The organism is Lentzea sp. NBC_00516 (genome assembly GCF_036346835.1).
Taxonomy (GTDB): domain Bacteria; phylum Actinomycetota; class Actinomycetes; order Mycobacteriales; family Pseudonocardiaceae; genus Lentzea; species Lentzea sokolovensis.
The window spans coordinates 3,588,862-3,603,510 of the sequence record NZ_CP107840.1 but is presented as its reverse complement, the minus strand read 5'-3'; the positions used below and the strand labels follow the sequence as shown (position 1 = coordinate 3,603,510).

3 protein-coding genes are annotated in these 14,649 nt (G+C 72.1%); all 3 read left to right on the top strand.

The window, feature by feature from the left end; genetic code table 11:
- The first annotated feature begins 1 nt into the window (after nt 1).
- From OG205_RS16140 to OG205_RS16130, 3 genes are read left to right on the top strand one after another with little or no spacing between them, the layout of a single operon-like run.
- Nucleotides 2-12,205, top strand: a complete 12,204-nt coding sequence (locus OG205_RS16140; protein WP_330277064.1) for an amino acid adenylation domain-containing protein — start codon at nt 2-4, stop codon at nt 12,203-12,205.
- A complete protein-coding gene (locus tag OG205_RS16135) occupies nt 12,202-13,386 on the top strand; it encodes a serine hydrolase domain-containing protein (RefSeq protein ID WP_330277063.1) in 1,185 nt (394 codons plus the stop codon). Before OG205_RS16140 ends, OG205_RS16135 begins: the two co-directional genes overlap by 4 nt.
- On the top strand, nt 13,383-14,630 hold the full coding sequence (locus tag OG205_RS16130; protein WP_330277062.1) for an MFS transporter: 1,248 nt from the start codon (nt 13,383-13,385) through the stop codon (nt 14,628-14,630). Before OG205_RS16135 ends, OG205_RS16130 begins: the two co-directional genes overlap by 4 nt.
- The last annotated feature ends 19 nt before the right edge of the window (nt 14,631-14,649 follow it).

Here is a 14,649-nt window from a genome sequence, read left to right as displayed (position 1 = left end):
CGTGGGGGACGACATGGGCCTGACGCCCGAACAGGAAAAGCGGATCGCGTCGCTGCCGGAGCACCTGCGCGAGCTCGCGCGGCGCACGCTGGCGGGCGGCGCGGCCGAGTCCGCCGGCCTCATCCCGGTGGTGCGAGGGGACGACCTGCCGGCCTCGGCCGCACAGGAGCGGTTGTGGTTCTTCCAGGAGTTCGAGCCGGAGAGCGTCGAGTACAACGCCCCGCTGGTGCTGCGGCTGACCGGTGAGCTCGGCCTCAGGGCGTTGCGCCGCGCGCTGGACCTGGTGGTACAGCGGCACGAACCGCTGCGCACGACGTTCGCCTCGGTGGGCGGGCGGGTGCGGCAGGTGGTGCGTCCGCCCGCCGAGGTGCCCGTGCTCGTCACCGACCTGACCGGGACGGCAGGGAGGGAGGCCGCGCTGGAACAGGTGCTGCTCACCGAGGTCACCACGCCGTTCGACCTGCGCACCGGACCGCTGTTCCGGGTCGGTCTGGTTCGGCTCACCGCGACCGAGCACGTGCTGGTGCTCGGCATGCACCACATCGTCGCCGACGGCTGGTCGACCGGCATCCTGCTGAACGAGCTGACCGCCGCGTACTCGGCGGAGGTCCGGGGCGATCGCCCGGCTCTGCCCGACCTGCCGGTGCGGTACGCGGACTTCGCTGCCTGGCAGTGGGAACGCCTGCGCGGCGATGCCCTCACGGCTCAGCTCGACCACTGGCGCACGAAGCTCGCCGGGCTGCCTCCGGTGGACCTGCCCTCGGACCGCCCCCGTCCCGCCGTGCGCACGTCGGCGGGCGCGGTGCACCGGTTCGAGATCTCCGACGACGTCGTGCAGGCGTTGCGGACACTGGCGAAGCTGCGCGGGGCGACGCTGTTCATGGTGCTGCTGGCCGCGGCGAAGGTGGTGTTCTCCCGCTGCACGAGGCAGTCCGACATCGCGGTGGGCACGGTGACTGCCGGCCGCAACCGCGACGAGCTGGAGAACCTGGTCGGGTTCTTCGTCAACACCGTCGTCGTGCGATCCACTGTGGACGAAGAACGGTCGTTCGCGGACTTCCTCGGCTCGGTGCGGGACAACGTCACCGACGCGCTCTCCCACGACGAGGTGCCGTTCCAGTCCGTGGTCGAGGCGCTGCGGCCGGAACGCGACCCCAGTCGCCCGCCACTGGTGCAGGTGATGGTGAGCCTGCAGAACGCACCGGCCGGGCTCGGCGGAGCACCCGGTCTGGTGATCGAGGACGTCCGGCCGCCCGCGCTCGCCACGAGCCTCGACGTCACGATCGACTTCCAGGAAGGGGCGAACGGTCTCACCGGGTTCCTGGAGTACAGCACCGACCTGTTCGACAAGTCCACTGTGGACTGCATGGCGCGCGGCCTCGCGTTCGTGCTGGAGAACGCCGTGGAACAGCCGGACCGGCCGCTGCGCGAACTGCCGTGGCTGTCCGCCGCGGAGCTGGAGCAGCTGATCGAGGACGGCATCGGCGAGACCGCGGACTTCGGCTCGCCGCGCCCCGTGCACGAGCTGGTCGACGCGCGGGCCGAGGCCACGCCGGACGCGATCGCCGTGAGGTCCGGTGACGCCGTGCTGACCTACCGCGAACTGCGGACCCGCAGCACGAAGCTCGCCCGCCACCTCGCCGGACTCGGCGTGGGCCGGGGCACGCTGGTCGCGCTGTGCCTGCCCAGGGGCGTCGACGTCGTCGTCTCGCTGCTCGCCGTGCTCGAGGCGGGCGGGGCGTTCGTGCCGCTGGACCCCGCCCACCCCGCGGGCCTCCTCGCCCGGCTGCTGAGTGACGCGGGCGCTCCGGTGCTGATCACCGAGGACCGGCTGGCCGACCGGCTGCCGGACACCGGCGCGCGGATCGTCCGGGTGGACACCGCCGAGTGGGAGACCGAGTCCTCGGAACCGCTCGGCGTCGCGGTGTCGCCGGACGACCTCGCCTACGTCATCTACACCTCCGGCTCGACGGGCACGCCCAAGGGCGTTCTGGTCGAGCACGGCAACTGCCACCACACCGCGCACGCCTGGAACGAGCGCTACGGCTTCGACGTCCGCCCGCCGCGCTGCCTTTCGGTCTCGAACCCGTCGGTCGACCTGTTCGCCGGCGACGTGCTGCTGTCGCTGCTGTTCGGCGGCACCCTGATCATGTGCCCGCAGGACGTGCTGGGCGACCCGCGCGCGCTGGTCGCGCTGATCGAGGACAGCGGCGCCGACGTGCTCGCCACCGTGCCCTCGGTGGCCAGGACGATCACGCGGGAGCTCGTCGCGCGGGACCGGCGCCTCGACGGGCTGCGGCTGCTCGCCGTCGGCTCCGAGGGCTGGCAGGTGCGCGACTGCGCGGAGCTCGTAGAGCGGTTGTCGCCGGACACCATCGTGGTCAACGCCTACGGTGTCACCGAGGCGACCGTGGACAGCACGGCCTTCCCCGTGGCGGACGGCGTCGGCGCGGGCCCGTTCGTGCCGATCGGCAGGCCGCTGCCCAACACCAGGGCCTACGTGCTCGACCCGCACGGCCGCCCGGTGCCCGACGGCGTTCCCGGCGAGCTGCACCTGGCCGGTCCGGGAGTCGCGCGGGGATACCTCGACCGCGACGAGCTCACCGCGGAACGGTTCGTGCCGGACCCGTTCGCGGACGGGGGGATGTACCGCACGGGCGACCTCGTGCGCCGGTCGGCGGGCACCCTCACGTACCTCGGCCGCACCGACCAGCAGGTCAAGGTCAACGGCTACCGCGTCGAACCCGGCCAGATCGAGCACGTGCTCGGCGAACACCCCGGCGTGCGCGCGGCGGCCGTCGTCGCGCGGACTTCAGGTCGAACGCGCATCGACGCGTACGTCGTTCTCGCACCTGGCAAAGAGATCACGGTGCAGGACCTGCGCGCCCACCTCGGCGACCTGCTGCCCGCGCCCGCACTGCCCGCGACCATCACCGTGCTCGGTGAGCTTCCGCTGACCGCGAGCGGCAAGACCGACTATCTCGCGCTGCCCGAGCCGGACGCGGCCGACCGGACGGTGAGCCACACGCCCGCCGTCACCGACGCGGAGATCACGCTCGTGCGGGTCTGGGCCGAGGTGCTCGGCCTCGACCCGCGGGAGCTGGGCACCACGCACAACTTCTTCGACCTCGGCGGTGACTCGATACTCGGGCTCCAGGTCGTGGCGCGGGCGCGGGAGGAAGGCCTGCTGCTGACGTCGAAGCAGCTGTTCCTGCACCAGTCCATCGGCGAACTCGCCGCGCGGGCCGGAGTGGCCGCGGCGGACACCACCGAGCGGCAGGCAGCCGAGGGCGAGGCACCGCTCACGCCGATTCAGCGCAACTTCTTCGAGGAGACGCCGGCCGCGCGCGAGCACGCCGTGCAGTCCGTCTACTTGGAACTGGCGGAACGCGTCGACGCGGACGCACTGCGCGTCGCATTGGGTGCTCTGGCCGAGCAGCACGACTCTCTGCGGTTGCGGTTCGTGCAGCGCGAGGGGGAGTGGCGGCAGAGTTACAGCCGCACCGGCGAGCACGTCGTTCTCACGACGGCGACGGACGACGACCAGGTCGTCGCCATCGAGGACGCCCGTTCCGGTCTGCGGCTGGACGACGGACCGCTGATGCGCGCCGTCCTGGTCGAATCCGCTGAGACACAACGGTTGTTCCTCACCGCGCACCACCTGGTGGTCGACGCGGTGTCGTGGCGGGTGTTGCTGGCCGATCTCGAACGCGCCCTCCGCGGTGGCGAGCTCGGCCCGAAGTCCACCTCGTACGGCGAGTGGGCGCGGCGGGTCCGGGACAGTGCGACCGCAGGTGAGTTCGACGCCGAACTGGACCACTGGCGCGACGCCGAGCACGAGGGCACCGCGCTGCCGGTCGACGGGTCGGGCGAGAACTCGGTCGCGTCCGAGCGGGAGGTGACCGTCCGGCTGTCCGAGGCCGACACCTCGGCGTTGCTGCGCGACGTGCCGCCGGTCTACCGGACGCAGGTCGACGACGTGCTGCTGACCGCCTTGGGCGCGGTGCTGACCGAGTGGACCGGCGACGACACCGTGCGGGTGCTCCTGGAGGGCCACGGCCGGGAAGACCTCTTCGACGGCGTGGACGTCAGCCGCACGGTCGGCTGGTTCACCACGCTGTACCCGGTCGCACTCACGGTGTTCGACCGCGCGGAGTGGGGCGTGGTCCTCAAGTCCGTCAAGGAACAGCTCCGCTCCGTGCCGCGGCGAGGCTTCGGCTACGGCGCTCTGCGGTACCTGTCCGACCACGGCCTCGGGGCCGGTTGGCCCGCCGTCTCGTTCAACTACCTCGGCCGGTTCGGCGCCTCGGACGGCGGCCTCTTCGGGGCATGGCTGGACGCGCCGGGCAGCGACCGCGCACCGCACCACGCGCGGTCGTGCCTGCTGGACGTCACCGGGGTGGTGCGGGACAACCGCCTGGAGTTCCGGTTCTCGTACTCGGCGAACCTGCACCGCGAGGACACCGTGCGCCGCCTGGCGGACCGGTTCGCCGACGCGCTGACCCGCATCGTCGAGCACTGCGCCCTGCCGGGGGTGGGCGGCCCGACGCCGTCGGACTTCCCGCTGGCCGCACTCGGCCAGTCCACTATGGACAGGATCACGGTCGGTCGTTCGGTGGAGGACGTCTACCCGCTCACGCCCGTACAGCAGGGCATGCTCTTCCACTCCCTGTCGGAACGCGAAGCTGGCGACGTCTACCTCAGCCGGTTCAGCATGGTGCTCGACGACGTCACCGACCACGAGGCGCTCGCCCAGGCGTGGCAACGAGTCGCCGACCGCACGCCGGTGCTGCGCACCGAGGTCGTGTGGCAGGACGTGCCCGAACCGCTGCAGGTCGTGCGCGCGCCCGGACTCCCACTCCCGATGGAGCACCACGACCTGCGCGGCCTCTCGCCGGACGAGCGGCGGTCTCGCGTGCGGTCGTTGTGGGACGAGCACTCCGCCCGTGAGCTCGACCTCGGTACGGCACCGCTGATGTGGCTCGTCTTCCTGCGCTTGGACGACTCGCGCGTGCAGGTCTTCTGGTTCTCGCACCACATCCTGCTGGACGGCTGGAGCTTCGCGGGCGTGCTGTCCGACGTCTTCGAGCAGTACGCCGGGTCCGCGACGACCCCGAGGCGTCCGTTCCGCGACTACGTGGCGTGGCTCGCGGACCAGGACCTGCCTGCCGCGGAGGAGCACTGGCGTGGCGTGGTCGCCGGGCTGACCGCCCCGACGCCGTTGCCGTTCGACCGCGCCCCCGCCGGCGCGCACCGGTCCCGCACCTCCGGCCGGATCGAGGTCTCCCTGCCCGAAGGCTGTTCGGAGCAGGTGCTGCGGTTCTGCCGCGACGCACGGCTCACGCCGAACACCGTGGTGCAGGGCGCCTGGGCGGCGTTGCTGTCGCGCTACAGCGGGGAGTCCGACGTGTGCTTCGGCGCGACGGTCTCCGGGCGGCCCGCCGACCTGGCGGGGGCGGGCGACGTGCTCGGCTTGTTCATCACCACCGTGCCCGTCCGTGTGGACGTGACGGGAAGCGACGACCTCGCGGGCTGGCTGCGGTCGGTGCAGGACACCGTCGCCGGGTCGCGTCAGTACGAGTACGTGTCGCCCGGCCAGATCCAGGGCTGGAGCGAGGTGCCCGGCGGGGCGAACCTGTTCGACAGCATCATCGTCTTCGAGAACTACCCGTACGACGAGGCGGCGGCGTCGCGCAACGGGATCACCGTCCGCGAGTACACCGGTGACGAGCAGACCAGCTTCCCGCTCGCGCTCACCGCGCACCTGAGCGACTCGCTGCACTTGTTCCTCAACTACGACCCCGAGTTGTTCGACGACGAGACCGTCCGTGCGATGGCGGGACACCTCGTCGCCCTGCTGACCGCGTTCGCGGCAGGTGCCGAGGGTCCGGTCGCCGCGCTGCCGTTGCTGGACACGCGGGAACGCGAGCAGGTTCTGGTCGACTGGAACGGGCGGGCAGACTCGGCGGTGGCCGAGACGTTGCCCGCGTTGTTCGAGGCCAGGGTGCGTGCGGTGCCGGACGCGATCGCGGTCACCGACGGTGCTCGCGCTCTGACTTACGCCGAGGTGAACGCCGCGGCCAACCGGCTGGCCCGTCTGCTGGTCTCGTCCGGTGCCGGGCCGGGACGGTTCGTGGCGCTCGTGCTGCCGCGGTCCGCCGAACTGGTGGTGGCGGTGCTGGCCGTGCTGAAGGCTGGCGCGGCCTACGTGCCGATCGACCCGGACTACCCCGAGCAGCGCATCCGCGAGGTGCTGGCGGACTCCGCGCCGGCGGTGGTGGTCTCGGCGTCCGCGATCGAGGCGGACGTGCCGGTGGTGGTCCTGCCCGACGCGGACCTGGGTGATCAGTCCGATGTGGACCTCGACCACGCCGGCCTCACCCCGCGGCACCCCGCCTACGTCATCTACACCTCCGGCTCGACGGGCCGGCCGAAGGGCGTGGTCGTCCCGCACTCGAACGTCGTGCGCCTGTTCACCTCCACACAGCCGTGGTTCGAGTTCGACGAGAACGACGTGTGGACGTTGTTCCACTCCTACGCCTTCGACTTCTCGGTGTGGGAGCTGTGGGGGCCGTTGCTGCACGGCGGCAGGCTGGTCGTGGTGCCGCACGCGGTGTCGCGCACACCGCACGAGTTCCTGCGGTTGCTGGAAGAGGAGCGCGTCACCGTCCTCAACCAGACTCCTTCCGCGTTCTACCAGCTGATGCGCGCCGACGCGGAGAGCACCGGCCGCACCCTGTCGTTGCGGTACGTGGTCTTCGGTGGCGAAGCGCTCGACCCGCGCCGGCTGACCGACTGGTACGCGCGGCACCCGGCATCTCCCGTCCTGATCAACATGTACGGGATCACCGAAACGACGGTGCACGTCACCTACGCACCGCTGACCGAGGCGACGACCGGCGGCGTGATCGGCGTGCCGATCCCTGACCTGCGGGTCTACGTGCTGGACGAACGGCTCGCGCCGGTGCCGGTTGGCGTCGCGGGCGAGATGTACGTGGCGGGCGCGGGACTGGCTGACGGCTACCTGAACCAGCCCGGCCTGACCGCCGGCCGGTTCGTGGCGGATCCCTTCGGGGAGCCGGGAACCCGCATGTACCGCACGGGTGACGTGGCGAAGTGGACCCGCGCGGGAGAGCTCGAGTACCTCGGGCGGTCCGACGAGCAGGTCAAGATCCGCGGCTTCCGCATCGAACCCGGCGAGATCGAGGCCGTTCTCACCGCGCACTCCGCGGTCGCCGAAGCGGCGGTCGTCACCCGCGAGGACGGCTCGGGCAAGCGGCTGGTGGCGTACGTCGTCGGTGAGCCGTCGCTCGGCGAGTTGCGCGACCACGCGCGCGCCCTGCTGCCGGTCCACATGGTGCCGTCCGCGTTCGTCGTGGTGCCGGAGATCCCGCTGACCCGCAACGGAAAGCTGGACCGCCGGGCGCTGCCCGCACCGGAACAGGAGCAGACGTCGTACACGGCTCCAGGCACCGCCGCCGAACGCACGGTCGCGGACGTCTGGCAGGAGGTCCTCGGGGTCGGCCGGGTCGGCGCCGACGACGACTTCTTCGACCTGGGCGGCGACTCCATCCTGAGCATCCAGGTGGCGTCCCGGCTGCGGTCCGCGCTCGGGGCGGACGTGTCACCCCGGCAGCTGTTCGACACGCCGACGGTGCGGGCGCTCGCGGACGCCCTCGTGCCCGGCGAGGCCGGTGATCACCGGATCCCGAGGCTGGACCCGCAACCGGAGCAGGCGCCTCTGTCCTTCTCCCAGCAACGGTTGTGGTTCCTCGACGAGTTCGCGCCGGGCACCGCCGAGTACAACGTGCTGTTCGCCGTCCGGTTGCGCGGCGACCTGCGCGCGGACCTGCTCGCCGAGGCCCTGGAGGTGCTGACCGAGCGGCACGAGTCGTTGCGCACCACTTTCGACTACATCGGTGAACGCGCCGTGCAGGTGGTGCACCCGACCGGCGCGCTGCCGTTCGAGCGCTTCGCAGTGCGGAGCGAGGAGGAACTCCAGCTCCGGCTCCGCGAGGAGATGGCCCGTCCGTTCGACCTGCGCACCGGTCCGCTGGCGCGCGCGTCGCTGGCCGAGGTCGCGCCGGACGAGCACGTGCTCGTGCTGACGCTGCACCACATCATCACCGACGGCTGGTCGATGGGCGTGCTGGCCGAGGAACTGACCGCCTGCTACACCGCCGTGCTCGACGGACGCCGGCCGGAGCTGCCGCACCTCCCCGTGTCCTATGTGGACTACGCGGTGTGGCAGCGGGAGCGGTTGTCCGGGGACGCGCTGCGGGAGCAGGAGGACTACTGGCGCCGACAGCTGGCCGGGGTGACCTCGCTGGACCTGCCGACGGACCGTCCCCGCCCGCCGGTGCGGACCTCCGAAGGCGCGGCGTGCTCGTTCGAGATCGGCGCCGAACTGCTCGGCGGCCTGCGGGCGCTGGCCCGTGACCGGGACGCCACGCTGTTCCACGCGCTGGTGGCCGCCGTCCAGGTCCTGCTCGCGCGGTACTGCGGGCAGCGCGACGTCGTGGTGGGCACCGCGACCGCCGGTCGCGACCGCGCCGAGCTGGAAGGCCTGGTCGGCTGCTTCATCAACACCGTCGCCATCCGGTCCGACGTGGACGAGACGCTGTCGTTCGCGGACTTCCTCACGGCGGTGCGGGCGACGTCGCTGGAGGCGTTCGCGCACGGCGAGCTGCCCTTCGAACGGCTCGTGGACGTGCTGCGTCCCGACCGCGACCCCAGCAGGAACCCGATCGTCGAGGCGATGGTCGTGCTGGACAGCACCCCCGAGCACCGGCTGGAGCTGCCCGGCCTGCGGGCGCAGGAGGTCGAGTTCGACGGCGGCGACGCGAGCCACGACCTGAGCGTGGACTTCACCGAACGCGACGGGCGGCTGCTCGGCCGCATCAGCTACAGCACCGGCCTGTTCGACGAGGCCACCATCGCCCGGCTCGGCCGGCACCTGCTGCTGGTGCTGGAGAGCGCGGTGGGCCGGCCGGACGTGCCGATGCGGGAACTGCCGCTGATCACGGCCGAGGAAGAGCACCGGATGCTCACCGAGTGGGGCGGCGTTCCCGTCGACTTCGGGCCGCCGGAGCTGCTGCACGACGTCTACGACGCGATCGCTGCCCGGCACCCGGACGGTGTCGCGGTGCGGTGCGGCACCGACAGCCTGACGTTCGCCGAACTGCGCACGAGGGCCAACAAGCTCGCGCACCACCTGGTGAGCAAGGGCGTGACCGTCGGATCGCTCGTCGGTGTCTGCGCCGACCGCGGTGTCGACGCGGTGGTGGCGTTGCTCGCGGTGCTCAGGGCCGGGGCTGCGTTCGTGCCGCTGGAACCGGGCTACCCGGCCCGGCTGCTCACGGACATGCTGGCTGACGCGGGCGCCGAGGTGCTCCTCTCCGGCGACGGGCTGGCGGAGGAGCACGGCCTGACGGCTCGCCACGTCGTGCCGCTCGACGAGTCCGTTGTGGACCACTACCCGGACACGCCGCCCGTTACGGCGGTGACTCCGGAGGACCTCGCGTACGTGATCTACACGTCGGGTTCGACCGGGAAGCCCAAGGGCGTCATGGTGGAGCACCGCAACGTGCACCACCTGGCCCGCGTCTGGGACCACCGGTACGGCCTGAGCGGGACGCGCCCGAGCTGCCTGTCCGTCTCGGGCTTCGGCGTCGACCTGTTCTTCTCCGACTTCGTGTGGTCGACGCTGTTCGGCGGCACGATGGAGATCTGCCCGGCGGACCTCGTGACCGATCCGCCCGCGCTCGTGGACCTGTTCGAACGCACCAGGGCCGAGCTCTTCGTGACGGTGCCGGTGCTGGCCACGGCGATCGCCCGCGAGCTCGCGCGCCGCGGTACCCGCGCCGAGTCGTTGCGCGTGCTGGCGGTCGGCTCGGAGGCGTGGCTCACCGGTGAGTGCGCCGAGCTCCTGGAACGGGTCGGCCCGGACACGATCGTCGTGAACGCCTACGGGGCGACCGAGAACACCGTGGACGCGACGCTGCACGAGGTCTCCCGCGACCCGATCGGCGCCGGGCCGTACGTGCCGATCGGAAGGCCGCTCGCGAACACCGGAATCTATCTGCTCGACCCGCACGGCCGCCCGGTTCCCGTTGGTGTGACGGGAGAACTGCACATCGGCAGCGCCGGAGTCGGCCGCGGTTACCTCAACCGGCCGGAGCAGTCGGCACGTGCCTTCGTGCCCGACCCGTTCCGGACCGACCCCCACTGGCCGGACTGCCGGATGTACCGCACCGGCGACGCCGCGCGGTGGCGGCCCGACGGGGTGCTGGAGTTCCTCGCCCGCACCGACGACCAGGTGAAGATCCGCGGTCACCGGGTGGAGCTCGGTGACGTCGAGCAGGCGCTGACCGGGCACGCCGGGGTGCTGAGCGCGGCGGCGACGACCCGTGCCGACGGCGGCGCGGTCCGGTTGCACGGCTACGTGGTGCCGTCGGGCGAGCTCGACCTGGCCGACCTGCGCAGGCACCTCGCCGGGGTGCTGCCCGCGCACGCCGTTCCCGCGACGATCACCGTGCTCGCGGAGCTGCCGCTGACCCAGAGCGGCAAGACGGACCGGCGGGCACTTCCCGCGCCCGAGCTGGAGGACACGACCGGAACCCTCTACCTGGTACCGGAAACCCCCGCCGAGCAGACCCTGGCGGGGATCTGGGCCGACGTGCTCGGACTGCCCGGGCGGAGCGTCGGCGCGGGGCACAACTTCTTCGAGCTGGGCGGTGACTCGATCCTCGGCATTCAGCTGGTGTACCGCGCACGGGAAGCCGGTCTGCAGGTCTCGTCGCGAGAGCTGTTCCTGCACCAGACGCTCGGTGAGCTGGCCGCGGTCGCCCAGTCCGTCGAACGCGGCGGGCCGGGGGACGAGCCGGTGGTGGGTGAGGTGCCGCTGACGCCCGTCCAGCTCGAGTTCCTGACCAGCGGCCAGGTCGCGCCGCACCACTTCACCCAGTCGTTCCTCGCGGAGCTGGTCGAGGACGTCGACGAGCAGGCCCTGCGCAGGGCGCTGGACGCCGTGACGGCGCACCACGACGCGTTGCGCGCCCGGTTCGTGCACGAGGGCGGCCGGTGGCGGCAGTTCTACGCGCCGCCTGCACCGGTGGACGTGCTCGCCCGGCAGGACCTGACCGCGACCGCCGACCCGGAGGTGCGCGCCGAGGTGGACAAGCGTGCGGCGGAGCTCGACGCGAGCTTCGACCTCGCGACGGGTCCGCTGCTGCGCGCGCTGCTGTTCGACCTCGGCCCGGACCGGCGTCCCGTGCTGTTCGTCACCGCTCACCACCTGGTGGTGGACACGGTGTCGTGGCGCATTCTCGTGGACGACATCGAGTCCGCCTACCGGCAGGCGCTGGCGGGCGAGATCCGCCTGGGCACCAAGACCTCGCCGGCCGGGAACTGGGTGCGTGCCCTCACCGGGCACGTCGAGGACGGCGGCTTCGCGGACGAGGTGGAGCACTGGCAGGCACTTCCGCCCGCCGCCCCGTTGCCCGCCGACGGGCCGGGACCGGACGTGGAAGCCTCGACCAGGACCGTGTCGTTCTCCCTGACCGAACGGGAGACGCGCGCTCTGCTCACCCTGGCACCGGGCGCGTTCCGCAGCCGGATCAACGACGTGCTGCTGGCCGGCCTCGCCTGGGCACTGACGAGGTGGACTGGCGAGGACCGCGTCATCGTCGACCTGGAAGGCCATGGCAGGGAAGAGCTGTTCGACGACGTCGACCTGTCGAGGACCGTCGGCTGGTTCACCGCGATCTACCCGGTGGGGCTGCACGTGCCCGCGGGCGAGCCGGACTGGCCGTCCCTGGTCAGGAACGTCCGGCGGCAACTGCGCGCGGTGCCGGGCAACGGCCTCTCGTACGGAGCGCTTCGCCACCTGGGCGCACCGGGCATCCTGCCGGACCGCCCCAGCGCCGGGGTGCTGTTCAACTACCACGGCCAGTCCGGTGCGGGCGGCGCGGAAAGCCCGCTGTACCGCAGCTTCCACGATCCGGTGGGCGCACCCCGGCACCCGGCCGAGCGCAGGAGCCACGTGCTGGAGGTCGTCGGCGCGGTGAGCGACGGCGTGCTGGCGTTCGACTGGCTCCACTCGGCCGACGTGCACGAGGAGGCGACGGTCCGACGGGTCGCGGACGAGCACTTGGCCGCCCTCCGCGCGATCGCGCACCACCTCGACCCGGAGGCGACGGCGTGAACCCCTCCGAGTTGCTGGAACGGTTGGCGCGCAAGCACGATGTGCCGGGTGCCCAGCTGGTGATCCAGCAGGGCGGCGAGGTCGCCGAGGCCTGCCACGGTGTCACGAAGGAGTCCGCGTTCCCGCTGGGATCGCTGACGAAACCGTTCACCGCGGCACTCGTGCTGACGCTCGCCGACGACGGAGACCTCGCCCTGGACGAGGAACTGCCCAAGCTACCGGTGACACCGCGCCGGCTGCTCACCCACACCGCGGGCCTCGCGGCGAACGTCGAGCAGCCGGAGAAGATCTCGCGGCGGCGCTGGGTCGCCCGTTGCCGGCCGGACGACCTCGTGCACCGGCCGGGCGAGCTGTTCTCCTACTCGAACGCGGGCTACGTCCTCGCCGGGCACCTCGCCGAGGACGTCACCGGCGTCAACTGGTGGGACGCGGTCGAGTCGATCCTGTTGTGGCCGCTGGGAATCACGCCGTCCTTCGTGACCGGCCCCACCGTGCGCAAGCCGGTGCCGGGGCACAGCGGCGCGAGGGTCATCGCCGAACAGGCGTTGCCGGAACTGGAGGCACCGGCGGGCGGGCTCGCACTGAGCGCGGCCGACCTGGCCCGGTTCGCGTCGCAGCACAACGCCGCGATGCGCCGCGACCACCTGGCCGGACACCCGGCGGGCCCGTACGGCCTCGCCGACGGCTGGGGTCTCGGCTGGGCGGTGTACCGCGCCGAGGGCCGCACCTGGTTCGGCCACGACGGCACCGGCGACGGCACGTCGTGCCACCTGCGGTTCGAACCGGACTCCGGGACGGTGGTCGCGCTGACCACCAACGCGGCCACCGGTTCGGCGCTGTGGCAAAACCTCGTCGACGACCTGCGCGCGGACGGGATCGCGGTGGCCGACCACCGGCCAGTGCCGGACGGACCGGAAGCCTTCGCGGCCCAGGCCGAGGAGCTGACCGGCCGGTACGCCAACGGTGACGCGCTCGTCGACGTCACCCACCACGGCGGCGGGCGGCTCGGCCTCTCGATCGACGGTGGGCCCGGCGTCACCGTGACCTGCCACCGCGACCTGACCTTCACCGTGCCCGGAAGTCCCGCCACACCAGGGCGGTTCCTGCCGGGACGCCTGCTCCAGCTCGGTGGCCGGACCGCCCGGCCACTACCACCACCAGACGGGGGAACAGCACAGTGACGGCGACCGAGGCGGGAAGCGCGGTGCGGCCGGTGGTCCCGTTGTCCCGCAACCGCGACTACAACGTCCTGTGGATGAGCAGGCTCGTCTCCGAACTGGGCAGCGAACTCGCGCTGATCGGCTTTCCGCTGCTGATCCTCGCCACGACGCGGTCGGCGGTGGAGATCGGCCTGGTCGCGACCACCATGGCGGTGGCGCTGCTGATCGGCTCGGTGCCCGCGGGGTTCCTCGCGGACCGCTACGACCGCAAGACCGTGATGGTCGTGTGCGAGATCCTGCGGACGGTCGCGATGGGCAGCGTCGCCGTGGCGCTGTACTTCGACGCCTACTCGTTGCCGCACATCCTCGTGGTGGCGGCGATCGACGGACTGCTCGTGTCGGTGTTCGGTCCCGCGGAGGACGCCGCGCTGCCGAGCGTCGTCGCGCCCGAACAGCTTTCCCAGGCCGTGGCGCGCAACACCGCGCGCCCGTACATCGCGAACCTCGCGGGCCCGTTGCTCAGCGGCGTGCTGTTCACCATCGACCACATGCTGCCGTTCGCGCTGAACGCGGCCCTGCTCCTGGTGTCCTGCATCGCGTTGCTGACGCTCCGTCTGCCGAAGGGCGCGGCTCCGGTGGCGGAGGACGAAGACGGCGACGGCGCTCCGGTCGGGTTGCGCTGGGTGTGGCAGCACCGTCCTATCAGGACGACGCTGGTGTGGGTCGCCCTGGTGCAGCTGGTGTTCAGCGCGCTGGTCGTCATCGTGCTGGCCGTCTCCGGTGAGGACCGGGTCGGTCCCGGCGAGATCGGCCTGATGATGGCCTGCTTCGGTGCCGGTGGTCTGGTCGGCGCCGCGCTCGCCGCCCGGCTGCACGCCGCGCTGCCCGCGTCGGTGATCATCATCGGCTTCTCCTGGCTCGCCGCCGTGCTGATCCTCGTCATGGCCTTCACCCCCAGCGGCGTGCTGCTGGGCGTGGTGCTCGGCGTGGTCGCGATGTTCATGCCCGTCACCGTCACGACGGTGATGACCTACCAGATGTCCGTCACGGCCAACGAGCTGCGCGGGCGGCTCAGCGGCATGGTCGGTCTCTTCACCGGTGCCGCGGGTGCGCTCGGCCCGATCGCCGGCGGCGCGCTCGCCGGCACGGGCGACGGCACGACCGGCCTGATGGCGTGCGCGGCAACGGCCGCGGTGATCGCCGTCGGAGCCACCCTCAGCCCCACCCTGCGCCGTTTCCCGGCGCCCGGCAGGCAAGCGTCTTGACCTGCCTCCACCACCCGTT